General features: G+C 72.5%; 21 protein-coding genes. 11 read left to right on the top strand and 10 right to left on the bottom strand.

The features are described from left to right. The first annotated feature begins 114 nt into the window (after positions 1–114). From ACFYYH_RS05635 to ACFYYH_RS05625, 3 genes are all read left to right on the top strand, one after another. On the top strand, positions 115–1,278 hold the full coding sequence (locus ACFYYH_RS05635; protein ID WP_388546286.1) for an adenylate/guanylate cyclase domain-containing protein: 1,164 nt from the start codon (positions 115–117) through the stop codon (positions 1,276–1,278). A 108-nt stretch (positions 1,279–1,386) separates the two neighbouring features. Next, the gene (locus ACFYYH_RS05630; protein WP_388546283.1) at positions 1,387–2,223 is read left to right on the top strand and encodes an enoyl-CoA hydratase/isomerase family protein; all 837 of its coding nucleotides are present in this window, start codon (positions 1,387–1,389) and stop codon (positions 2,221–2,223) included. Between the two features lie 175 nt (positions 2,224–2,398). Continuing rightward, positions 2,399–3,682: a GGDEF domain-containing protein gene (locus ACFYYH_RS05625; RefSeq protein WP_388546281.1), complete on the top strand. Its 1,284-nt coding sequence runs from the start codon at positions 2,399–2,401 to the stop codon at positions 3,680–3,682. A gap of 301 nt (positions 3,683–3,983) precedes the next feature. Here the strand turns inward: ACFYYH_RS05625 and ACFYYH_RS05620 are convergent, their stop codons facing one another. Continuing rightward, a complete protein-coding gene (locus tag ACFYYH_RS05620; RefSeq protein ID WP_388546279.1) occupies positions 3,984–4,157 on the bottom strand; it encodes a CsbD family protein in 174 nt (57 codons plus the stop codon). Positions 4,158–4,336: 179 nt separating this feature from the next. Between ACFYYH_RS05620 and ACFYYH_RS05615 the strand changes: the two genes are divergently transcribed. Both ACFYYH_RS05615 and hutH read left to right on the top strand, forming a co-directional pair. Continuing rightward, entirely contained in the window at positions 4,337–4,507 is a 171-nt protein-coding gene (locus ACFYYH_RS05615) for a hydrophobic protein (RefSeq protein WP_388546276.1), read from the top strand. Between the two features lie 126 nt (positions 4,508–4,633). Beyond that, positions 4,634–6,175, top strand: a complete 1,542-nt coding sequence (gene hutH / locus ACFYYH_RS05610) for a histidine ammonia-lyase (protein ID WP_388546366.1) — start codon at positions 4,634–4,636, stop codon at positions 6,173–6,175. Positions 6,176–6,246: 71 nt separating this feature from the next. Here hutH and ACFYYH_RS05605 read toward each other — a convergent pair whose 3' ends face one another. Then, positions 6,247–6,552: a hypothetical protein gene (locus tag ACFYYH_RS05605; RefSeq protein ID WP_388546273.1), complete on the bottom strand. Its 306-nt coding sequence runs from the start codon at positions 6,550–6,552 to the stop codon at positions 6,247–6,249. Between the two features lie 109 nt (positions 6,553–6,661). Between ACFYYH_RS05605 and ACFYYH_RS05600 the strand changes: the two genes are divergently transcribed. The 5 genes from ACFYYH_RS05600 to ACFYYH_RS05580 all read left to right on the top strand — a co-directional run bounded on the left by ACFYYH_RS05600 (position 6,662) and on the right by ACFYYH_RS05580 (position 11,988). Next, positions 6,662–7,030, top strand: coding sequence for a hypothetical protein (locus tag ACFYYH_RS05600; RefSeq protein WP_388546271.1), 369 nt, complete (start codon positions 6,662–6,664; stop codon positions 7,028–7,030). Positions 7,031–7,193: 163 nt separating this feature from the next. After that, complete coding sequence (locus ACFYYH_RS05595; RefSeq protein ID WP_388546364.1) at positions 7,194–8,462, top strand: Ig-like domain-containing protein; 1,269 nt, start codon at positions 7,194–7,196, stop codon at positions 8,460–8,462. Between the two features lie 159 nt (positions 8,463–8,621). Then, on the top strand, positions 8,622–10,070 hold the full coding sequence (locus ACFYYH_RS05590) for an ABC transporter permease (RefSeq protein WP_388546268.1): 1,449 nt from the start codon (positions 8,622–8,624) through the stop codon (positions 10,068–10,070). Positions 10,071–10,158: 88 nt separating this feature from the next. Further along, on the top strand, positions 10,159–10,842 hold the full coding sequence (locus tag ACFYYH_RS05585) for an ABC transporter ATP-binding protein (RefSeq protein WP_388546266.1): 684 nt from the start codon (positions 10,159–10,161) through the stop codon (positions 10,840–10,842). Positions 10,843–10,992: 150 nt separating this feature from the next. Further along, a complete protein-coding gene (locus tag ACFYYH_RS05580) occupies positions 10,993–11,988 on the top strand; it encodes a GNAT family N-acetyltransferase (protein ID WP_388546263.1) in 996 nt (331 codons plus the stop codon). Positions 11,989–12,095: 107 nt separating this feature from the next. Here ACFYYH_RS05580 and ACFYYH_RS05575 read toward each other — a convergent pair whose 3' ends face one another. After that, entirely contained in the window at positions 12,096–13,094 is a 999-nt protein-coding gene (locus tag ACFYYH_RS05575; RefSeq protein WP_388546261.1) for a polysaccharide deacetylase family protein, read from the bottom strand. 197 nt (positions 13,095–13,291) lie between these two features. On the opposite strand from ACFYYH_RS05575, the gene ACFYYH_RS05570 reads away from it, so the two are divergent. Next, positions 13,292–14,920: a putative glycoside hydrolase gene (locus ACFYYH_RS05570; protein ID WP_388546258.1), complete on the top strand. Its 1,629-nt coding sequence runs from the start codon at positions 13,292–13,294 to the stop codon at positions 14,918–14,920. 142 nt (positions 14,921–15,062) lie between these two features. Here the strand turns inward: ACFYYH_RS05570 and ACFYYH_RS05565 are convergent, their stop codons facing one another. The 7 genes from ACFYYH_RS05565 to ACFYYH_RS05535 all read right to left on the bottom strand — a co-directional run bounded on the left by ACFYYH_RS05565 (position 15,063) and on the right by ACFYYH_RS05535 (position 21,528). Further along, positions 15,063–15,680, bottom strand: a complete 618-nt coding sequence (locus ACFYYH_RS05565) for a hypothetical protein (RefSeq protein ID WP_388546255.1) — start codon at positions 15,678–15,680, stop codon at positions 15,063–15,065. 221 nt (positions 15,681–15,901) lie between these two features. Next, on the bottom strand, positions 15,902–17,365 hold the full coding sequence (locus ACFYYH_RS05560) for a hypothetical protein (protein ID WP_388546253.1): 1,464 nt from the start codon (positions 17,363–17,365) through the stop codon (positions 15,902–15,904). Next, positions 17,362–18,171 (bottom strand): ABC transporter ATP-binding protein, encoded by an 810-nt coding sequence (locus ACFYYH_RS05555; protein ID WP_388546251.1) that lies wholly within the window; start codon positions 18,169–18,171, stop codon positions 17,362–17,364. Before ACFYYH_RS05555 ends, ACFYYH_RS05560 begins: the two co-directional genes overlap by 4 nt. Positions 18,172–18,308: 137 nt before the next feature. Then, positions 18,309–19,298 carry a zf-HC2 domain-containing protein gene (locus ACFYYH_RS05550; RefSeq protein ID WP_388546249.1) on the bottom strand — a complete coding sequence of 330 codons (990 nt, stop codon included), beginning with the start codon at positions 19,296–19,298 and terminating at the stop codon, positions 18,309–18,311. Then, entirely contained in the window at positions 19,295–19,864 is a 570-nt protein-coding gene (locus ACFYYH_RS05545) for an RNA polymerase sigma factor (RefSeq protein ID WP_388546246.1), read from the bottom strand. The genes ACFYYH_RS05550 and ACFYYH_RS05545 overlap by 4 nt, the downstream gene beginning before the upstream one ends. A 73-nt stretch (positions 19,865–19,937) precedes the next feature. Continuing rightward, positions 19,938–20,891 (bottom strand): tetratricopeptide repeat protein, encoded by a 954-nt coding sequence (locus ACFYYH_RS05540; RefSeq protein ID WP_388546244.1) that lies wholly within the window; start codon positions 20,889–20,891, stop codon positions 19,938–19,940. Beyond that, positions 20,881–21,528 carry a hypothetical protein gene (locus tag ACFYYH_RS05535; RefSeq protein WP_388546242.1) on the bottom strand — a complete coding sequence of 216 codons (648 nt, stop codon included), beginning with the start codon at positions 21,526–21,528 and terminating at the stop codon, positions 20,881–20,883. The genes ACFYYH_RS05540 and ACFYYH_RS05535 overlap by 11 nt, the downstream gene beginning before the upstream one ends. Positions 21,529–21,642 lie beyond the last annotated feature (114 nt).

Genomic DNA, 21,642 nt, shown 5'->3' with positions numbered 1-21,642 from the left:
ACGTATAACTAGGCTGGTGGGTGGGACGTGAGCCAGGGCACATCTGCCGTATCGTTGAGGCCGTCCACGACAGATCGGCAGGACAGTGCGCAGGGAACGGGCAGGAGGCGGCTGGTGACCGTCGACGATTCGAGTTCCGGCGAGGACGCGCAGCGGCCGTCGGAACCGTCCGGATTCCCTACCCCGCACCATGTCGTCGACCATACGGCCGAGCCGACCGACGACCCTCTCGCCATCCGCCTCGAACAGCTCATCCTCGGGGCCGAGCGCCGCTACACCCCCTTCCAGGCGGCCCGTACCGCCGGGGTCTCGATGGAGCTGGCCTCCCGCTTCTGGCGGGCCATGGGGTTCGCCGACATCGGCCAGGCCAAGGCGCTCACCGAGGCGGACGTGCTGGCGCTGCGGCGGCTCGCGGGCCTGGTGGAGGCCGGGCTGCTCAGCGAGCCGATGGCGATCCAGGTCGCCCGGTCGACCGGGCAGACCACCGCCCGGCTGGCGGAGTGGCAGATCGACTCGTTCCTGGAGGGGCTGACCGAGCCGCCCGAGCCGGGCATGACCCGTACGGAAGTCACCTATCCGCTGGTGGAGCTGCTCCTGCCCGAGCTGGAGGAGTTCATCGTCTATGTCTGGCGGCGCCAGCTCGCCGCCGCGACCGGACGTGTCGTCCAGGCCGCCGACGACGAGGAGATGGTGGACCGGCGCCTCGCCGTGGGCTTCGCCGATCTCGTCGGGTTCACCCGGCTGACCCGCAGGCTGGAGGAGGAGGAGCTGGGCGAGCTGGTCGAGGCCTTCGAGACGACCTGCGCCGACCTCGTCGCCGCACACGGCGGCCGGCTGATCAAGACCCTGGGTGACGAGGTGCTGTTCGCGGCGGACGACGCCGGAACGGCCGCCGAGATCGCGCTGCGGCTCATAGAGACCATGGCCCACGACGACTCGATGCCGGCGCTGCGGGTGGGGATCGCGTTCGGCACGGTCACCACGCGGATGGGCGATGTTTTCGGCACGACCGTGAACCTGGCCAGCAGGCTGACCTCCATCGCGCCCAAGGACACGGTCCTGGTGGACGGCGCGTTCGCGGTGGAGCTGATCCGTACGGGCGAGGCCCCGGCCTCCGAGACGGAGGCGGCCGAGACGGCGGTACAGGCGGAGAAGGAGGGCCAGGCGCCGCCCTCGTACCACTTCGGCCTCCAGCCCATGTGGCAGCGCCCGGTGCGCGGGCTCGGCGTGGTGGAGCCCTGGCTGCTGGGACGGCGCAACACCGGGGACCGGCCCTAGGGCCTCTCGTTCCGCACCCTCCGGTCGGAACAGCCACCTGGACAGGGCCTGGCCAGGGCCTAGGATCGTCCTCCGGTGAACCATCGTTAACCGGGAGGGGTGCGGGTCATGGCCGGAACGGAAGAGACCGCGGAAGGCGTCGTGGCGGACGGGCGGCGGTTCGGGGAGTTCGTCGCCGTACGGCGGCACGGCGGCGGGCATGTCGCGGAGCTGGTCCTCGACCGGCCCAAGGCGATGAACGCCGTGTCCACGGAGATGGCGCGGTCCATCGCCGCCGCGTGCGGGGCGCTCGGCGCCGACGGGAGCGTACGGGTGACCGTACTGACCTCCACCCATGACCGGGCCTTCTGTGTCGGCGCGGACCTCAAGGAGCGCAACTCCCTCAGCGACGCCGAGCTGGTGCGCCAGCGGCCGGTCGCGCGCGCCGCCTACACCGGGGTGCTGGAGCTGCCGATGCCGGTCGTCGCGGCGGTGCACGGGTTCGCGCTCGGCGGCGGGTTCGAGCTGGCACTCGCGTGCGATCTGATCGTGGCCGACCGCACGGCGGTCGTCGCGCTGCCCGAGGTGTCGGTCGGGGTCATCCCCGGCGGCGGCGGTACGCAACTGCTGCCGCGCCGGGTCGGGGCCGCCCGCGCCGCCGAACTGGTCTTCACCGCGCGGCGCGTGGAAGCCGTGGAGGCGGAGCGGCTGGGGCTGGTGGACGTCCTGGTGGACCAGGGGTCCGACCGGGACGAGGCCCTCGCGCTCGCGGAGCGGATCGCCGCGAACTCGCCGGTCGGCCTGCGGGCCGCGAAGCGCGCGCTCCGGCTCGGCCAGGGGCTCGATCTGCGGGCCGGCCTGGAGGTCGAGGACGCCGCGTGGCGCTCGGTGGCCTTCTCCGGCGACCGCGCGGAGGGGGTCGCCGCCTTCAACGAGAAGCGCACGCCGAGCTGGCCGGGGGAGTGAGACCGAGGCAGGTACGGGAGCACGTACGGGAGCGGGATCACGGCACGTACGGGAGCACGTACGGGAGCGGGATCGCGGTGCGCGGGAGGGGGAACGGGCCCCGCGGGTGACCGCCCGGTGACCGCCTCCTCACTCCGGATGATCGATCGCCTCCGTACGGTCCTAAGCTGGGGAGATGGGAGTGGACGGGCGACTGCGCGCCATAGTGGAACTGTCTCAGGCGATGGCGGCGGCCCCTACGGCCGCCGCGTCCTGGCGGGCCGCTGCGGAAGGCGCGCGGGAGGCGCTCGGGGGGAGTTTCGCGGCGCTCTCGGTGTGGGAGCGGGACCTCGGACGGCTCAAGGTGCTCGTGAACGCGGGGGAGCGGGCCGAGGGGGAGGACGAGTTCCCCGAGGACGAGACCTATCCGGTGCACCGTTTTCCCGAGATCAGCGAATTCCTGCACGAGCGGTGGGCGGTGGGGGGCGGGCCGAAGGCCTGGGTCGAGACGGCGACGGGGTCCGGCGCGGGTGCGGACACGGGTGCGGGATCCGGTTCGCGCGGGGGCGGTGCGTCCGGCTCGGGCGCCGGGGCCGTGCCGCCCGTGCGGGCCGCCGGGGAGCCGGGTTACGGCTTCGAGCGGGCCGCGGCGCTGCGCAGACGCGGCCGCGGCTGCTGTGTCGTCGCGCCGGTCGTGCTGCACGGGCGGGCCTGGGGCGAGCTGTATGTGGCCCGGCCGCCGGGAGCGCCCGTGTTCGGCGCGGACGACGCGGACTTCGCGACCGTCGTCGCCTCGGTGGTGGCGGCGGGGATCGCCCAGACGGAGCGGCTCGAAGAGGTCCGCCGGCTCGCCTTCACGGATCCGCTGACCGGGCTCGCGAACCGGCGGGCGGTCGACGTACGGCTGGACGAGGCGCTCGACAGACACCGGGCGGACGGGGCCGTCGTCAGCCTGGTGGTCTGTGACCTCAACGGATTGAAACGGGTCAACGACACCCTTGGGCACGAGGTGGGTGACCGCCTGCTGGAACGCTTCGGCACGGTGCTGTCCGTCTGCGGCGCGCGACTTCCCGGGGCGCTGGTGGCGCGGCTGGGCGGCGACGAGTTCTGTCTGCTGGCGGTCGGCCCCACGCCGGACGAGGTGATCGCGGTGGCGGACGACGTGTGCCTGCGGGCGGGCGAACTGCATCTGGGGGAGGGCGTGGCGTGCGGGATCGCCTCGACGGGCGACCCGATCGGGGAGGTGCGCTCGGCGCGACGGCTGTTCCGGCTGGCGGACGCGGCGCAGTACCGGGCGAAGGGCGCGCGGTCGCGGCGGCCGGTGGTGGCGGGACGGGACGGGACGGTGGTGGCGCTGGCGGACGCGCCGCCGAGAGCTAGTGACAGGCGCCGCTTCCGCGACGCCCGCCCGCCGGGAGCGCCGGGGTCCCCGGGAGCGCCGGGGTCGCCTGGCGCGTCGAAGGCGCCCGGGGCGGGCTGAGCGGCGCGCGCCGCCGTCCGGCGCGCGGTCCGCGCGTGCTGCCGTGCCGTGCCGGTTTCCGCGCGAAGGGCTCTGCGCGAAGGCCTCTGCGCGAAGGCCTCCACGCGCCGGCATCGTGCGCGCCGGCATTCCCGCGCCGAGCCCGGTGCGTGCCGGGTCCCGTCCCGCTGTGTGCCGCTGTGTGCCGCTGTGTGCAGCGCGGTCGTCCGTGCGCGCGGCGGAGGACAGCCGGCGGGCCCCGGGCAGACATGACCGGGCCCCGCGGAAGGATCCGCGGGGCCCGGTCGTGGGGACGGGGGTGTTACTGCTTGAAGGCGTCCTTGATCTTTTCCTTCGCCTGGCGCAGGTCGCCCTTGCTCTCGTCCGTCCGGCCCTCGGCGGTCATGCTCTCGTTGCCCACCGTGCGGCCGGTCGTCTTCTTGACCTTGCCCTTGGCCTGCTCGATCTTCGCCTGGGTCTTCTCATCAGCGGCCACAGCGATTCACACCCTGCCGTACTAGAGATCAGTGTCATTCACTCGCCTGGCCCGGATCCGGCGGCGTAAACCGGTCCGCTCCGAATCGCCGTCCCGCCGGGCGCGTGTGAATATGACGTAAGCCCGCAGGGTGTGGACCCGGCACCGCCGGGCACACGGTGGCCCGGAGGTTGATAACTATGGTTCCCCTGCTACTCGTTCTTCTGCTCGCTCTGATCCTCTTCGGCGCCGGTTTCGCGCTGAAGATCCTGTGGTGGATCGCCATCGTCGTACTGGTGCTGTGGCTGCTCGGCTTCATCATCCGTCCCGCCGCCAGTGGCGGGAAGCGCGGCCGGTGGTATCGCTGGTAGCCCGAACAGCGCACACGAACAACGCACACGCGGGCGGGCCCGGACAGACTCTGTCCGGGCCCGCCCGCGTTCCCCCACCGGGACGTGACACGCTGGGATTCAATCCGTAGGCTCCTGAATATGGATATGCACACTGTGGTGGTGGGGACGTCCGGGACGACCGCCGAGGACGTGATCGCCGTGGCCCGCGGGTCGGCCCGGGTCGAGCTGTCCGAGGAGGCCCTCGGCGCTCTGGCCGCCGCCCGGGAGGTGGTGGACGCGCTGGCCGCCAAGCCCGAGCCCGTGTACGGCGTGTCCACCGGGTTCGGCGCCCTCGCCACCCGGCACATCGGCCCCGATCTGCGCACCCGGCTCCAGCGCAACATCGTGCGGTCGCACGCCGCAGGGATGGGACCCGCCGTCGAGCGGGAGGTCGTACGGGCGCTGATGTTCCTGCGGCTCAAGACCGTGGCGTCGGGCCGTACCGGCGTGCGGCCGGAGGTCGCGCGGACCATGGCCGAGGTGCTGAACGCCGGGATCACCCCCGTCGTACATGAGTTCGGCTCGCTCGGCTGCTCGGGCGATCTCGCGCCGCTCTCCCACTGTGCGCTCACCCTCATGGGCGAGGGGGACGCCGAGGGCGCCGACGGGGTGGTGCGCCCGGCCGGCGAACTGCTCGCCGCGCACGGCATCGCGCCGGTCGAGCTGCGCGAGAAGGAGGGCCTCGCCCTGCTCAACGGCACGGACGGCATGCTCGGCATGCTGGTGATGGCGATCGCCGATCTGAAGCGGCTCTACCGCTCCGCCGACATCACCGCGGCCCTGAGCCTGGAGGCCCTGCTCGGCACCGCGAAGGTCCTCGCCCCCGAACTGCACGCCATCCGTCCGCACCCCGGCCAGGGGGTCAGCGCCGCCAATATGCTGCGGGTGCTCGCCGGATCCGGACTCACCGGGCACTTCCAGGAGGACGCGGCCCCCCGCGTCCAGGACGCCTACTCCGTGCGCTGCGCCCCCCAGGTCGCCGGCGCCGGGCGGGACACGCTGGAGTACGCGGGCGTCGTCGCCGGCCGAGAGCTGGCCGCCGCCGTCGACAATCCCGTGGTGCTGCCCGACGGCCGGGTGGAGTCCAACGGCAACTTCCACGGCGCGCCCGTCGCGTATGTGCTGGACTTCCTGGCGATCGCCGCCGCCGACCTCGGCTCCATCGCCGAACGCCGCACGGACCGGCTGCTCGACAAGAACCGTTCGCACGGGCTGCCCGCCTTCCTCGCCGACGACCCCGGGGTCGACTCGGGCCTGATGATCGCCCAGTACACCCAGGCGGCCCTGGTCAGCGAGATGAAGCGGCTGGCGGTCCCGGCCTCGGTCGACTCGATCCCGTCCTCCGCGATGCAGGAGGACCATGTCTCGATGGGCTGGTCGGCCGCGCGCAAGCTCCGTACCGCCGTGGACCATCTCACCCGGATCATCGCCATCGAGATGTACGCCGCCACCCGCGCGATCGAACTGAGGGACGGTCTGACGCCCGCCCCCGCGTCCCGGGCCGCCATCGACGCCCTGCGCGCCGCCGGGGTCCAGGGCGCGGGACCCGACCGTTTCCTCGCCCCCGATCTCGCGGCGGCCGACGCCTTCGTCCGCGAGGGCGGGCTGGTCGCGGCCGTGGAGCCGGTGACCGGGCCGCTGGCCTGAGCCGTACGGCGGAGGGGGCCGCCCGGTGTCCGGACGGCCCCCTCCGATCCTGTCCCCGATCCTGTCCGGGATCAGAACGCGCGGGCGTCTCTCCGTACCGAGTACGCGACGAATCCCGCACCGATCATCAGAAAAGCGGTCCCGCCGAACAGATACGGCGTGGTGTCCACACCGGTCCCCGTGTCGGCGAGGGCGAGATGCCGTGGACGGTCCGAGGCGTCGGAGTCCCCGGCGGACAGACGCTGGGCGGTCGCCGCTGACACCTGGGCCGGTTCGCCCCGCTCATCCGTGGCGTTCGCGGACGGAACGAACCACAGGGCACAGAGCAGGGTCCCGGCGGCGGTGGCTGTCAGCAGTGGTCGGCGTACGACGGACACTGAATCGATCCCCCTTGTGGCAACGCCGAATTGGCTGGGTGCGCCGATGCTAGTGAAAGCAGCGGGTCGCGGGAAAGTCGCGGGGGGTCCGAGCCCTACGCTCCGACATATGACCACTACAGAAACATCACGGTATGTACGGCTTCGGGTGGAATTGGTGCTGGAGGTCGACGACCCCGAGAAGCTGAGCGCCACCGCCCTCGCCCGTATCGGCGCCGACGAGTTCATGCCGGACGACGAGCGTGCCCACGCCCAGACGGCGGTGGGGGAGGACGAGGCCGAGGCCATCGCGTATCTCGTGGAACCGTTCGACCTGGTCAGAGCGGTCCCCGGGGTCCAGCTCACCCAGGCCTCCTGGACCAGCGAGCAGATCGACTACGACCCCGACTCCGCGGAGTGGGACCTCGACGACGAGGACCGGGACGAGCCCGAGGAGGAGGCCGAGACCCGGCGGGGCGTCCGGGCTGGTCGGGCCTGACGCACGAGCGTGTCACTCTGGTAAGCCCCGGTCCGCGTCAGCCGACGGGCCGGGGCTCGCCCATGCCGGACGGCGAGTGGCGTTCACCACATCTCGGTTGAAGTGGAACCGGGCGAACCGGTACAGCAGTTCTTAAGGGTTACCGGCAGGGTAAGCGGCGATGATGGAGAAGCGTGTGTTGACGGACAGCAAGCGGCGCAAGGGCCTCATGGCCGCGTCCGCGGTGCTCGGCGGTGTACTGGTGCTCGCGGCCTGTAGTGGAGGCGCGGACGACGCGTCGGCCGGCGGCACGAAGTCTCCCTCGTCACAGGCTCAGGTGGACGAGGCGGCGGCCAAGGACACCTCCGAGGCCCAGATAGCCATCTCACCCAAGAACGGCGCCACGAACGTCGGCATCAACAACGACGCCAAGGTCACGGTCGCCAAGGGCACCCTCACCGAGGTCACGATGACCACGGCGGACGGCACCGATGTACCGGGCTCGCTCTCGGCCGACTCCACGAGCTGGCGGCCCGACGGCCAGCTCGAACGTTCGACCACGTACAAGATCGCCGCGTCGGCGAAGGACAGCAAGGGCCGCGCGGCCCACGAGAACTCCTCCTTCACGACGCTCTCGCCCGCCAACAGCTTCATCGGGAACTTCACCCCCGAGGACGGCTCCACGGTCGGCGTCGGCATGCCCGTCTCGATCAACTTCGACAAGGCGATCACCAACCAGCAGGCCGTGCAGGAAGGCATCACGGTCACCTCCAGCAGCGGCCAGGAGGTCGTCGGGCACTGGTTCAGCTCCCAGCGCCTCGACTTCCGCCCCGAGGAGTACTGGCAGGGCAACTCGACCGTCACCCTCAAGCTGGACCTGGACGGTGTCGAGGGCGCCACCGGCGTCTTCGGCGTCCAGCAGAAGACGGTCACGTTCACGATCGGCCGCAACCAGGTCAGCACCGTCGACGCCGAGAAGAAGACGATGACGGTCACGCGGGACGGCCGGACGGTCAAGACGATCCCGATCTCCTCCGGCTCCCCGGAGAACCCGACGTACAACGGCCAGATGGTGATCTCCGAGAAGTTCAAGGAGACCCGGATGAACGGCGCGACGGTCGGCTTCACGGACGACGACGGCAAGGGCGAGTACGACATCAAGGACGTCCCGCACGCCATGCGGCTGTCCACGTCCGGCACCTTCATCCACGGCAACTACTGGGGCGCGAAGTCCATCTTCGGCACCGCCAACACCAGCCACGGCTGTGTCGGTCTGGCGGACGTGAAGGGCGCGGGCGACCCCAACCAGCCGGCGGCGTGGTTCTACAACAACTCGCTCATCGGCGATGTGGTCATCGTGAAGAACTCCCCGGACAAGACCATCAAGCCCGACAACGGCCTCAACGGCTGGAACCTCAACTGGTCCGAATGGCAGGCCGGTTCGGCGGTCTGATCCGCTCCGTCCCGGCCGGCCCCCGGCCGGCCGGGCCCGGTCCCTCCTCGTACGCCCCACGGCGGCGGCACCCTCCCGGTGCCGCCGCCGTGCGCGTTCTCATCCGGCTCTCACCCGGGCCTCAACACTTCATCACGCGCACTGCCTAGCTTCACGTCCATGTTCTTCACGTATCTCAGGCGCGAGCTGCGCCGTCGCAGGAAGGCGGCGCTCGTCGTCGCCTCGGGGCTCGCCCTGGGCATCGCCCTGGTGATCATCGTCAGCTCGATCTCCTCCGGTATGAGCCGGGCACAGGACAAGGTCCTCCAGTCGCTGTACGGCCTGGGCACCGACATGACCGTCACCAAGGCCGCCGCGCCGCCCGGCGAGGGCGGCGCCGCCCGGCCCCGGTTCGAGTTCGACGCCGACGGCGACGACGCCGAACAGAGCAGTGACCGGGTGGTGGTCCAGGGCTTCCAGACCCTGGCCGCCTCGACCGTCACCGACGTCGGCGGCCAGGACGGGGTCGCCGACGCCGTCGGCGGGCTGAGCCTGACCGTGCTGAAGGTCGACGGCGAGTTCAAGCCCGGCGAGTTCACCCCGCCGCAGGGCGGCGGCCAGGGCGGTCCCGGCGGTGGCGGGGGCGGCGAGGTCCGGGGCGGCGGCGCCGCGTTCGACGTCGACAGCTACTCGGTCTACGGCACCGATGTCTCCGCGCCCGCACTCGGCCCGCTCACCTCCTCCAGGATCACCTCGGGCCGTACGTTCACGAGCGGCGAGACCGACGCGGCCGTCGCGGTCGTCGACAGCGCGTACGCCAAGGAGAAGAGCCTCGCGGTCGACAAGACCGTGACCATCTCCGGCACGAAGTTCACCGTCGTCGGGGTGGCCACCGCCGACAGCGGTGACGCCGCCGCCGATCTCTACATCCCGCTGAAGAAGGCCCAGACCCTGGCCGACTCCCCGGACAAGGTCACCACCGTCTATGTGAAGGCGACCGACTCCCAGCGGATCGACGGCGTCAAGTCCGCCATCCAGCGCAACGTCCCGGACACGACCGTCACCACCTCGGCCGATCTTGCGGACACCGTCTCCGGCTCCCTGTCCACCGCCTCGGATCTCGCCACGACCGTCGGCACCTGGCTCTCCGTCGCCGTACTGATCGCCGCCTTCCTGGTGGCCGGTCTGCTCACCTCCTCGGCCGTCAGCCGCCGGGTACGGGAGTTCGGCACGCTGAAGGCGCTCGGCTGGAAGAGCGGCCGGGTGACCCGCCAGGTGGTCGGCGAGGCGCTGGTCAACGGGCTGCTCGGCGGCGCGCTCGGAATCGCGCTGGGGCTCGGCGGCGCCTATCTCGTCACGGCCGTCAGCCCGACCCTGACGGCCCAGCTCGGTGCCACGGGCGGCGGCGGTGGCGGCGGCGGTGGCTTCGGCGGGGGCATGGCGGGCGGCGGACCCGCGCGGCAGGCCACGACCAAGGCGCTCGACATCGCCCTCACCGCACCCGTCTCGCTCGCCACCCTCGGTATCGCCGTCGGTCTGGCCGTGGCGGGCGGTCTGATCGCCGGCGGCTTCGGCGGCTGGCGCGCGTCCCGGCTGCGCCCCGCGGACGCGCTGCGCCGCCTCGAATGACCCCGGCCCGTGCCCCGTTCGGCGAGAACCGCCTCCCGCGCCCCGTGCCCGGGTTCCCTACAGCAGTCCGTACAGCAGGAGTTGAACCGTGTACCAGCTCAGCGGTGTCACCAAGCGCTATCAGCGCGGCAAGAAGACCGTCGACGCGCTCGCGGGCGTCGATCTGACCATCGAGGACGGCGGCCGGCTCGTCATCCAGGGCCCCACCGGCGGGGGCAAGTCCACCCTCCTCCAGATGCTCGGCGGGCTCGACCGGCCGACCAGGGGGACGGTCGAGTTCGACGGGGTGGACCTGGCGGCCCTGTCCGAGGCCCGGCTGACGAAGGTGCGCGCCGAGAACATCGGCTTCGTCTTCCAGAGCTTCAACCTCATCCCCACCCTGACCGCCCAGGAGAATGTCGAGACCGCGCTGGTGCCCCTCGGCATCAAGGGTGCCGCCCGGCGGGAACGGGCGGCGCAGGCCCTGGACTCCGTCGGCCTCGGCGAGCGGCTCGGCCATGTGCCCGGCGAGCTCTCCGGCGGCCAGCAGCAGCGGGTCGCGATCGCCCGCGCGCTCGTCAAGAGGCCGAAGGTGCTGCTCGCCGATGAGCCCACGGGAAATCTCGACGAGTCGATGCGTGACGAGATCATGGAACTGCTGGAGGGCCTCTGGAAAGAGCACGGCCTGACCTTCATCATGGTCACTCACGACAGCTCGATCGCCCGTCGGGCCCCACGGCTCGCCACCATCCGCAAGGGCCGGGTCACGGTCACCGAGAACGCGGCCGCCTGAGCCGTAGGCCCGGACGACGCGATGCCGGCGGTCGAGGGGCGCCTGTGCCGGGCGGGGGTGCTCGCGCTGTGGGGGCGCGAGCACCCCGTCCCGCCCGGACGTCCCGTCAACTCGGGGGCGTCGCCCCCCTCGTACGCGTAGGTTCGGTCCATGCTGATCACTCTGGGAAACCCCCCGTCGGACGCCGAGACAGATGCCTGGCACGCGGTGATCAGCGCCGCGCATGTCCTCGATCTGCCGGCCTCGGTGCCGGAGCCCAGCAGGGCGGAGACCGCGGGCAGGCTGCGGGTGCCACCGCCGCACGGGCGAAACGTTCATCTCGCGACGACGGCGGCGGACGGCTCGTACGAGGGCGTCGCCTCGCTGCTGCTCTTCACCGACCCGGACAACCGCCACACGGCCTTCCTGGACGCGCTGGTGGTACGGCCCGACGCCCGGCGCGGCGGGGTGGGCGCCGCGCTCTGGGCCGCCGTACGCGCCGAACTCCTCGCGCACGGGCGCACCACGGTCTCGACCGTGCTCGAACTGGGCGGCGCGGGCGAGGCGTTCGTGGACAGCCTCGGCTTCACGAATGTGCTGCCGCTCGGCTGGTACGTCCTGCGGGTCCAGCAGGCGGTGGCCGAGATCCCGCCGCCCGCGCTGCCCGAGGGACTCCGCTTCACCGACTGGTCGGGCGTGGTCCCCGACGGGCCCGCCGAGTCGTTCGCGCGCGCCCACGGGACCGTACGGGACGCGCCGACGACCGGGCCCGGCGGGCAGCTGGACGAGCGGAGACCCGGCGCCGACGTGGCACGGATACGGGCCGCCGCCCGCGTCGTGGAGCGGCGCGGCGGGGTCGTCCTCACCGCCGCCGTGCTGGACACGACGGACGGTGACGCCGTCGTCGCGTACACCGAGGTGGTGCTGTGCGACCCCGCCGACACCCGCGCGGTCCAGTACGACACCGTCGTCGTCCCGGCCCACCGGGGCCGTGGGCTGGGCCGCGCGGTCAAGCGCCATCTGCTGGGAAGACTGTGCGAACTGCACCCCGCCGTACGGGAGATCAGCACCACCGTCGCCGACGACAACGTGTCGATGCTGGCCGTGAACGAGTCACTGGGCTTCCGCCGCGAACGGCCCGCGGGGATTTTTCGTACAAAGCTCTGACGGGTCGTATCCCCGAGGCCGCCCGGCGCGCGGCACCGGCACCGGACCCCGCTCCCCGGCCCGGCCCGATCCGACGAGAGGCCTTCGTGCGGCCCGGACGAGAGGGCCTAGTACGGCAGGGCCCGCTTGGCGAAGGCCGGTGCCACCCTGTCCTGCGAGCCGGTCGGGAAGGCGACCGTCTTCGGGTTCCCGTCCGAGACGTACCAGTTCTTCCCCGCGGCGAGCTTGTCCAGCCACCGCGACGAACCGAACTCGGCGTCCGCGTCCTTGGGCCCCGCCGAGCGGATCCGCGGGATCGCGGCGGGGGTGAAGGCCTTGTCGAACGGCGAGGCCGAGGGGTTGGCCCCCACGAGATACACCCCGTCGTAGCGGTAGCCCGTTCCCCGCGCGGCGACCCCGGCCGACTGGGGCATGGCACCGAAGGGCAGGGCGAGGGACGTGACCCGGGTCCCGGGCGCGGCCTTCACGATCGCCTGCTGTCCGCCGGCGATGGCCTTCGTGGCCCCCGCCTGGTCCAGGGAGCGCAGGTTCTGGTGGCGGTCGGTGTGGTTGCCGACCTCGTGCCCGTGCTCCTTCAGCCAGGTCAGCGCCCTGGCGGAACCGGTCGCCGAGAAGGCGTCCGCGTTGACGAAGAAGGTCGCCACCGGCTTGAACGCGGGGTACTTCTTCGCGGTCTCGGCCAGGATCGCGATGGCCGTGTCCTTCGCCGGGGCGCCGTTCTGGTCGAGGCTCACCTGGCTGTTGGTCGAGTCGTCGAAGGTGAGGACCACCGGGTGCGTCCCGGCCGGGATGTCGATATTGCCCGTCTGGAAGTCCCGCGCGGTCACGGGCACGTACTTCTCCCGGGCGAGGCGCTCCAGCTCGGCCCGGAAGTCGGCCGGGGTGCGGTCGTAGACGCTGGCCGGCTTCGCGGTGAGCTGGTGGTACATCAGCACCGGCACCTGGCCGAGCTCGTCGGCGCCGACCTCCGCCGGGTCTTTCGCGGCGACGGGACTGGCCGCCGCCGAGGCGGCCTGGCCGGCGGACGGGGACGACCCCGAGGAACAGCCCGAGGCGAGCAGGGTGGCGCCCGCCAGGGCGCAGAGCGTGACGAGCGGGTGGCGCATGAGGGACCTCCAAGACGAATGTGTCGCGCCATCCCTACCGGCGGCGGAGGCCCCCGTACCGCACTGTCCCCTGGATGGCGCAGTCACCACGCCGGGGCCGAACACGGCCATTCGCATGAAATCCGGTGAAAACCGGAGGATCGGCACTCCGTACGGCAATCAATGGAGGACCACCCGGCCACAGCACGAAGGGCGTCATGATGGCCACAAAGCACATATCGTACTCAACGTCCGCCTCCGCCTACCGTCCCCGGCGTCCGCTCCGCCGGCGGGCCCTGATATCGACGGCCGGGGCGCTCGCACTGGCCGGAGCGGGCTGGACGTTCCTCGCGTCAGGACCGGGCGTGCACGGCCTCGCCGACGGCGCCGTCCTCGACGGGCCCAAGGCCTCGCGGATCAGCGCCTACCTCGACGCCGAGGCCGCCGGAGGCAAGGACAAGGTGCGCGTCACCCTCGACGGCGCGGTGGTCCCCGTCGCCGCTGAAGGCGCCCGTCTGAAGCTCGCTCTCCCGCGTCTGGCCGAGGGCCGGCACAGCCTGGTGGTGGAGGGGGACAGCAGTCTTCCCTTCCTCGCGTACCGCGAAGTCGTGGACTTCACCGTGGACGCCACCGCTCCCGAGCTGAAGGTGGCCGACCCCAAGATCAAGGACACCGAGGGCCCCGTGACCATCAGCGGTCAGGCCGCCACCGACGCCAAGGTGACCGTCGACGGCAAGGAGCTCCACCTCGACAAGGGCGGGTCCTTCAAGATCACGGTGCCCAAGGGCACACCCCTCGTGACGTTCACCGCCGTCGACCGCGCGGGTAACACCACCACCAAGGCCGTCTCCGCCCGGGGCCGCCGTCCCATGATCCGCGCCGCGCACATCACCGCCATCGGCTGGGCCGACGACACCCTGCGCGGCAACATCCTCGCCCTGGTCCGCAGCGGCAAGCTCAACGCCATACAACTGGACGTCAAGGACGAGGACGGCGAGGTCGGATACGCCTCCCAGGTGCCGCTGGCCCGTCAGATCGGCGCCGCCAAGGGCTACTACGACGCCCGCAAGGCGGTGGCCGAGATCCACGCCGCCGGGGCCCAGGTCATCGGCCGCATCGTCGCCTTCCGTGATCACAAGCTCGCCAACGCGGCCTGGAAGGCGGGCAAGCGCAACCAGGTCGTCCTGACCCCCGAAGGACAGCCCTACGGCGCGGGCGGCCACTACGGAGCGCTGTCCTTCACCAACTTCGCTGACCCGACGGTCCGCAAGTACAACCAGGACCTCGCCGTCGAGGCGGCCAAGCTCGGCTTCGACGACATCCTCTACGACTACGTGCGCCGCCCCGACGGCCCGCTGTCGAAGATGCGGTTCCCGGGCATCGGGTCCAGCACGCCCGAGGAGTCCATCACCACGTTCGTCGCCGACACCCGGACCGCGATCCGCCCGCACGCCAAGTACCTCGGCGTCTCGGTCTTCGGCATAGCCGCCACCCGGCCCACCGAGATCGCCCAGGACATCGCGGCCCTGGTCAAGGTCAGCGACTACATCGCGCCGATGGTCTACCCGTCCCACTGGGGCCCGGGGGAGTACGGCGTCGCCAACCCCGACACCGCCCCGTACGCGATCGTGCAGCGCTCGCTCGCCGACTTCGCCCGCCAGGCGAAGGGCACCCAGACCGAGATCGTCCCGTGGCTCCAGGACTTCTCGATGGGCAGCAAGTACGGGCCGACCCAGGTGGCCGAACAGATCAAGGCCGCGGCGGCCAACAAGATGAACTCCTTCATCCTCTGGAACGCCGGTGCCCGCTACCAGGGCGCGGCGCTCCAGCAGATCTCCACCCGCTGACGCGGGCGGCGAGACCGGTGTCCGAGGGCCGGGCCGCGCGAAGGCGGCCCGGCCCTTCGCCGTCCCCCGCCGCCGACGACCGGGGCGGGCCGACACCGGTCGCGCGTCCCGCTCCCGCCTCCCCTCGGCCCTCGACGGGCCGTCAGCGCCGTGGACCGGCAAGCGCGTAGAGCAGACCGCCGCCGAGCGCGAGCACGGCCGACGTCCAGGCGGCGACGGCCGTGCCGGACGGCTGGAGCATCCAGGTCGCCACCTGCGAGGGCAGTGCCCCGGCGGACGGTACGAAGAACGCGGCCACGCACCAGCCGAACGGCAGCGTCCAGGCGTACCGTCCGCCCCACAGCGCCGCCCCGAGCGCGGCGATTCCCGTGGTCCCGGCGCTGTTCCGGACGGCGTACCCCAGCGGGAGCGGCCCGCCGTCCGGGGCCGACAGCGCGGATCCGGCCGACAGGACCAGCAGTACGGCCACGGCGAGGCCCGCGACGAGCAGGAGATGGGCCGCCCGCCGGGGTGCCCAGCGGATCGCCGCCGTACGGTCCAGGGCGAGCTCCTGCCCGCCGAGCCCGTTGGCGGCCATCGCCACCACCGCCGTGAGCAGCAGGATCCCCACGCGTGGATCGCCCGCGGTGCCGCTCCTGGTGAGCGACCATACGGCGACGGCGGCGGCCAGCACGGCGGCGAGCGAGGCGGGGATCCGACGGGACCGGGCGTACAGCAGCGGCCACCGCGCGAACGGCACCGGCCACCGGGTGGACGGCACCGGCCACCGGGTGGACGGTGTGGGCCGTCGGGTGGACGGCGTGGGCCGTCGGGTGGACCGCACCGTGTGCTCCTCCGGCCCCGGCGGTTCCTCCGGCCCTGGCCGGTCCCCGGGCCCCGGCTGTTCCTCCCGCCCCAGCCGGTCCCCCGGCCCTGGCCGGTTCCCCGGTGTCCCGCGCCTGATGTGATGCCTCCGCCTCATCTCGCGGCTCGCCTCATGGCTCACCTCGTGCCGCTCTCCGCAGGCACTGTCCGGGCCGCCAGTACCGTCAGCAGGTCGGTGTCGCCGTCGCAGCGCAGCGCGGCCGAGCGCAGCGCCGCGACCCGCTCGCGCTGCTCGCCCGGCGGCAGCGCGCGCAGCGCGTCCCAGGCGGGCCGGGCCAACCGGTCGGCGTCGGCGCGCAGCCAGCTCGTGCCGCGCAGGGGCTTCAGCTCCCCGGTGAACCAGGCGGCGGCCACCGTGCGCGCGGCGAGTTCGCGTACGGCCCTGGTCTCGTCGTACCGCAGTTCCTCCTCCTCGGTCGCATCGGCCCTGAGCGCCACGGCACAGGGCGCGGTACCGGCCCCCGCGAGCAGCCCGCGCAGAGCCTCGTCCCTCGTGGCGCCGGCGAGCGCCCGCTCCTCGAAGTCGACGGGGACGAAACCGGCGGGCCGCGGCGGCGCCGACGGCTGCCACCCATCGGCGGGCCACGCGGGAACCGTCTCGCGCACCGAGGTCGGCGGGTGCGGCAGCCGGGACAGCAGCCGCAGCGCCTCCTCGGCGGGTCCCTCGGGACCGGCGAGCGCGGCCAGTTCCCGTTCGTGCAGCCGGGTGACACAGACTGGGCCCTCGCACACGAGCGCCGTCGCCGCCTTGTCGATGACGTAGTTGCGTTCGGGGATGGCCGGCAGGAGCGGTATCGCGACCGCCGCGCCCAGCACGGCGGGCAGGAGCGCCAGCAGCCGTGCGCGCGGCTTCCCCGCCACCAGCAGCAGGAACCCCGTGGCCGCGAGACCGAGCAGCCAGACCGTCTGCCCGGCGTTGACCCGCCAGGCGACCGTCAGGAACACGCCGTGCACCTCCGCCAGCGACGGCGAGAGCAGCACGATCCGGTTCGGGAACGCGCCCCTCGTGACCGTGTCATGGACGAGCACCACGGCCATCAGCGTCACCATCGTGAGCACCGGCGGGGTGAGCGCGGACGGTACGGTCCTGGCGACCCCCATCCCCAGCCAGGCGGCGGCGGCCAGTGCCAGCGCCCCGACCAGCAGGATGGGCAGCCAGCGCAGATGCGGGTAGCCGCCGTTGCCGATCACCTGGACCCCGCCGTGGAGGAACAGCAGCAGATAGGCGGTGGCGAGGGTGAGCGCCAGAGCGCCCGCGGTCCTGGCGGCGCGCTGCCACGGGGGGCGCGGGGTGGTGGTGAGGAGTTCCGTCATGCCGGAGCGGTGGTCCCGCAGCCCCTGCACGGCCCCGGCCGCCACGGCCAGCGGCCACAGGAACGCCATCAGAAACCGGTCCCACCAGGCGGTGGACGTCCACTGTTCGGTCCATGCCACGGCGCCCTTCGTCCACGGTCCGCTCAGCGACTGGAGCAGCGCGACCGAGCCGAGCAGGAGCAGCGCGCCCAGCCAGACGCCGACGGAGCGGCGGAGTTCGATCCGCAGGATCCGGGCTTTGGGCGCGGTTCCGGGCGTGCGGTTCACCAGGCTCCCCTTCCCGGCTCGGTGCGCATGAGCAGCGCCGCGTAACCACGTTCGATCGGGCTGTCGCCCGGGTCCTCGGAACCGCCCGCCGCGGCGAGCTGGTCCGGTGTGCCGCTGAACACCGTCCGGCCGTCGGCGATCAGCAGCACATCCGTACAGGCCGCCGCGACGTCCTCGACGAGGTGGGTGGAGACCACGACACAACTGTCCGTGCCCAGTTGGTGCAGCAGTTCACGGAAGCGCAGCCGCTGGGCCGGGTCGAGCCCGGCTGTCGGCTCGTCGAGCAGCAGGATCCGGGGGTCGTTGACGATCGCCTGCGCGATACCGGCGCGTCGCACCATGCCGCCGGACAGTGTCTTCAGCCGGTCGTCGGCACGGTCCGCGAGCCCGACGCGTTCGACGGCGCGCTGCACCGCGCCGGGGATCTCCGCGGCGGGCACCTCCTTGAGCCACGCCATGTACTCCACGAACTCGCGGACGGTGAAGCGCCGGTAGTACCCGAACTCCTGCGGCAGATAACCGATCCGGCGGCGCAGCTCGCGGCGGCCGGTCTGCGCCCCGGCGGGAGTGCCGAGCAGTTCGAGGGAGCCCGCGGCCGGCCGCAGGACGGTGGCGAGGGCGCGGATGAGCGTGGTCTTCCCGGCGCCGTTGGGCCCGAGGAGCCCGTGCACCCCGGTGCCGAGGGCCAGGTCGAGGCCGTCGACGGCCATCCTGCGGCCCCCGGCCCGTACCTTGAGCCCTTCGGCGTGGATCTCCCAGGCGTAGGCGGTGGGCGCCACTTCGGCAGCGGTCACGCCGCGGGTCATGTCGTCACTTCCTCGGTCATGGGTGAGGACCTTTCGGTGGTGGGGTCGTCGGTCGGTGAAGTGCGGGCGGGCGGGGGAAGACAGGGACAGGGGCGGGCAAGGGGCGTCGGCGGAAGGCAGGCGCGGGCAAGGCGGCGTCAGCGGAAGGCGCCGAGAAGGGCGTACGCGCCTCTGCGGGCGATCACGACCGCCAGCCCCAGGGCGAGAACGGCGCCCCACATGGGGAGGGCCTCCGGCTGGAGGGCGAAGGGGGTTCGGCTCACGACCACGGTCGGTGCCACGATCACCGCCGCCCAGGCCAGCACCAGCCCGGCCGCCGCCCGGCTCACTCCGACCAGCCCGCCGAGCGCGAGTGTGCCGGTGGTGAAGGCCAGACAGGGCAGCAGCCACTGTGCGACGGCGGTGCCGGTGATCCAGCCGGCGACCGCCAGCACGGAGATCACCACGACCAGTACGGACGTCGTACGCCGGAGCACCAGGGGGAGCCCGGCGCGCGGTGTCCCCGCGGTGAGTTCGTACGCGGGGTCGAGGCCGCGCGCCCAGGAGGCGGCGACCCCCAGTACGGGCAGCACGGGAGCCAGGAGGAGGACGAAGGAGACCCCCGGACCGCTGCTCCGGTCGAAGAGGACGGCGAACAGCGCGACGAGGACGGTCGTGCACACCCACGGCACCATCACCGGGGAGGCCCAGGCCAGCAGGGGCAGCGCCCAGCGGCGGCGGCCGGGCATCGGGGCGGTCGTGGGGAGCAGGGGGGCCAGCTCCGACCAGACGCCGTCGATCAGCGCGTTCACGGCCGGAGCGGCGCTCTCCACGGCCGAGGCGAGCCGTGCGCGGCACGGCGCGCAGGACTCCAGATGGGCTTCCAGCGCCCAGACCTCGTCGCCCGGGATCCCCGGGTCGCCGTGCGCGTAGCGGGCGATGAGGGGCGCGGACGCGTGGTGCGCGTGCGCCGCGCCCGTACGGTTGCCCGCGCTCGCGCCCGCGCCTGTGCCCGCGCCCACACCTCCGCCGTCGCCCGCACCCACACCGTTGCCCGCGCCCACGCCTCCGCTGTCGCCCGCGCCCGTACCGTCGTCGGCGGCCGAGTCCGTAGGGTCGTCCGCGCTCGTACGCTTGTCGTCGCTCATGACAGTGCCTCCCGCATGGCTCGCCGTGCCCGACGGGCGCGGGTCTTGACGGTGCCTTCCGGCAGACCGAGCAGTACGGCGGTCTCCCGTACGGAGAGGCCGTCGAGCACCATGGCCCGCAGTACGTCGCTCAGTTCGGGCGCGAGCCGCCGCAGCGCGTCACCGACCTCACCGTCGACGGTCGCCGCCAGCGCCTCCTCCTCGGCGGCGGGTGCGACGGTACGAGCGGCCCCCGCGGTCATCGCGTCGGGAAGGCGCGCGTGGTGCGCGCGTCGGCGGAACGCGTCGACCAGCCGGCGCGCGGCGATCGTCCACAGCCAGCCGACGGCCGATCCGCCGACCGCCGCGCCCGCGAACGCGTCGGCGGCACGCCACACCGCCAGATACGTCTCCTGCATGACCTCGGCGACGATCTGCTCGTCCGCGCACCGCCGCCGCAGCCGTACGGCCAGCCAGGGGGCCGTACGCCGGTACAGCTCCTCGAACGCGGCGCGGTCGCCCTTGGCGACGAGCCGGACGAGACCCTCCTCGTCCAGCTCGGTGAGTGTTCTCCTCCGTGATCCCACACCCGCAAGACGCGCGGCGTCGCCGTCAGGTTTTCGTTCGCGTGTGTGCTGCGTCACATGGTGCGGGCCGCCTCTACGGCTCCGGTGTTCCCGTCTGCGTCTGCGTCTGTGTCTGCGCCTCGGCCTCGGCTGCCGCCTGGGCTTCTGCTTGAGCACGGGCGCGTGCTCGGGCCGCGGCGAGGTTGTTTCTGACGCGCTCCTCGCCCTGGGCGTCGCCGAGGGCGCGGAACTCCTCCAGCGCCTGTTCGTAGACGGTGAACGCCTCGTCGATGCGGCCGGCCTGGGTGAGGGCTCCGGCGAGGTTGTTCATCGTCCGTGCCGTGCCGCTCCGGTTCTCCGCGGCGCGGAACTTGTCCAGTGCCCGCCGATACGCGGCGACGGACTCGTCCACCAGCCCCGACGCCATCAGCGCGCTGCCGAGATTGGACAGCGCGGAGCCCAGCCGGGGATGGTCGGCCGGGAGGTCGGCGGCGGCCTGCCGGCCGAGGTCGACCGCTTCCGTCAGATCGCCGTGGTACCGCGACCGTTCGTAGCGGATGCGCAGGGCGCTGCTCAGGCTGGCCAGGGCTGCGGCCCGCTGGGAGAGCCCCGGCGGCAGCCGTACGACGGCGTCCCGCCCCCAGGCGATCGCCTCGTCCAGGTCGTCCCAGTCCCCGGTGAACTCCGCCCGCGTATGGAGCGCGCTGATCAGATTGGGGATCGTGGCGCTCAGCGCGGGATGGTTCCCGTACGGTTCCTGGGTGCCGTGGGCCTCCCGGAGGCAGACGATGGCGGAGTCCAGGTCCGACGGCGACGCCGTGAACTGGAAGCGCGCCATCCTGATCACCCCCAGGTTCGACAGGATCGTGGTGCGCAGCGGACCGGCCGGGGTCGCGGAGAGCACCCTCTCCAGGGTGTCGATGGCGCTGTTCACCTCGCCGACGTCCGAGTACGTCCCCTGCTGCGGAGATTCGAGGATCTCCACCGCCCGCAACGCCGTCTCGGCGTCGATGCCGTCGACACGGTCGATGCCGTGGTCACTGTTCATAGCCAAGACCCATCTGCAAACGCGCGCTGATCCAGTACCGCGCCAGTCCCTCGTCGTAGATCTCGATCGTCTCCGTACCGCTCTGCACCCGGATCACCACGCGTGCCTCGTCGGGGGGCTGGGTGACCCGGGGCGTCGGAATCGGCGCGGGGGCGGGAGCCGGCGGTGGGTGGACATGCACATCGCCGTTGATCTCGCCCGCCTGGATGCTGTGGCCGGTGATCCGGGCATGTCCCTCGATGGCGTTGCTGTGTTCGACGGCCCGGGGCGTGGCGTGGGGCGCCGGGGCGGGGGCGGGGGCCGGGGCGTCGCTGAACGAGGCCACGGTGGCACGAGGTTGGCCGTGGACGGCCTCGAACCACAGCGCCTCCCACCACGGGAGGGGCTGGACCTGGTACGCGTCGCTGCTCACCAGCAGGGCGAGATCGTTGAGCAGCCCGACGAACGCCCGCAGCGCGGCCAGCGAATCGGGAGCGACCCCGTCGCGCAGCCACTTGTTCACCGTGACGGTGGTCAGCCGTGGTTCCTCGGGCAGTTGGTCCCGCAACCGCAGGATCAGCACATCCAGCACGGGGGTCCCGGCCTCCGCGTACAGGCGCCGCAACTCCCGCCCGATCTCCTCCGCGGCGCCGTCCACCTGTCCGCTTCCCCCATGCAGATCCTGTCGGGTTACGGCCAACAGGCTAGCCGGTGGACGGAATTGGCCGGCACCCACACTCGTGTGCTTTCTGTGATGAATCGATTACGGAGG

Source organism: Streptomyces sp. NPDC002018 (assembly GCF_042890865.1).
Taxonomy (GTDB): Bacteria; Actinomycetota; Actinomycetes; order Streptomycetales; family Streptomycetaceae; genus Streptomyces.
The sequence above is the reverse complement of the archived record's forward strand: the minus strand, read 5'-3'. Positions and strand labels throughout refer to the sequence as shown.

Bases quoted from the DNA above. Each gene is read 5' to 3' on its own strand.
- ACFYYH_RS05630 (WP_388546283.1), top strand. From the start codon at position 1,387: ATGGCCGGAACGGAAGAGACCGCGGAAGGCGTCGTGGCGGACGGGCGG.
- ACFYYH_RS05625 (WP_388546281.1), top strand. From the start codon at position 2,399: ATGGGAGTGGACGGGCGACTGCGCGCCATAGTGGAACTGTCTCAGGCG.
- ACFYYH_RS05615 (WP_388546276.1), top strand. From the start codon at position 4,337: ATGGTTCCCCTGCTACTCGTTCTTCTGCTCGCTCTGATCCTCTTCGGC.
- hutH (WP_388546366.1), top strand. From the start codon at position 4,634: ATGCACACTGTGGTGGTGGGGACGTCCGGGACGACCGCCGAGGACGTG.
- ACFYYH_RS05600 (WP_388546271.1), top strand. From the start codon at position 6,662: ATGACCACTACAGAAACATCACGGTATGTACGGCTTCGGGTGGAATTG.
- ACFYYH_RS05595 (WP_388546364.1), top strand. From the start codon at position 7,194: ATGGAGAAGCGTGTGTTGACGGACAGCAAGCGGCGCAAGGGCCTCATG.
- ACFYYH_RS05590 (WP_388546268.1), top strand. From the start codon at position 8,622: ATGTTCTTCACGTATCTCAGGCGCGAGCTGCGCCGTCGCAGGAAGGCG.
- ACFYYH_RS05580 (WP_388546263.1), top strand. From the start codon at position 10,993: ATGCTGATCACTCTGGGAAACCCCCCGTCGGACGCCGAGACAGATGCC.
- ACFYYH_RS05575 (WP_388546261.1), bottom strand. From the start codon at position 13,094: ATGCGCCACCCGCTCGTCACGCTCTGCGCCCTGGCGGGCGCCACCCTG.
- ACFYYH_RS05570 (WP_388546258.1), top strand. From the start codon at position 13,292: ATGATGGCCACAAAGCACATATCGTACTCAACGTCCGCCTCCGCCTAC.
- ACFYYH_RS05555 (WP_388546251.1), bottom strand. From the start codon at position 18,171: ATGACCCGCGGCGTGACCGCTGCCGAAGTGGCGCCCACCGCCTACGCC.
- ACFYYH_RS05550 (WP_388546249.1), bottom strand. From the start codon at position 19,298: ATGAGCGACGACAAGCGTACGAGCGCGGACGACCCTACGGACTCGGCC.
- ACFYYH_RS05540 (WP_388546244.1), bottom strand. From the start codon at position 20,891: ATGAACAGTGACCACGGCATCGACCGTGTCGACGGCATCGACGCCGAG.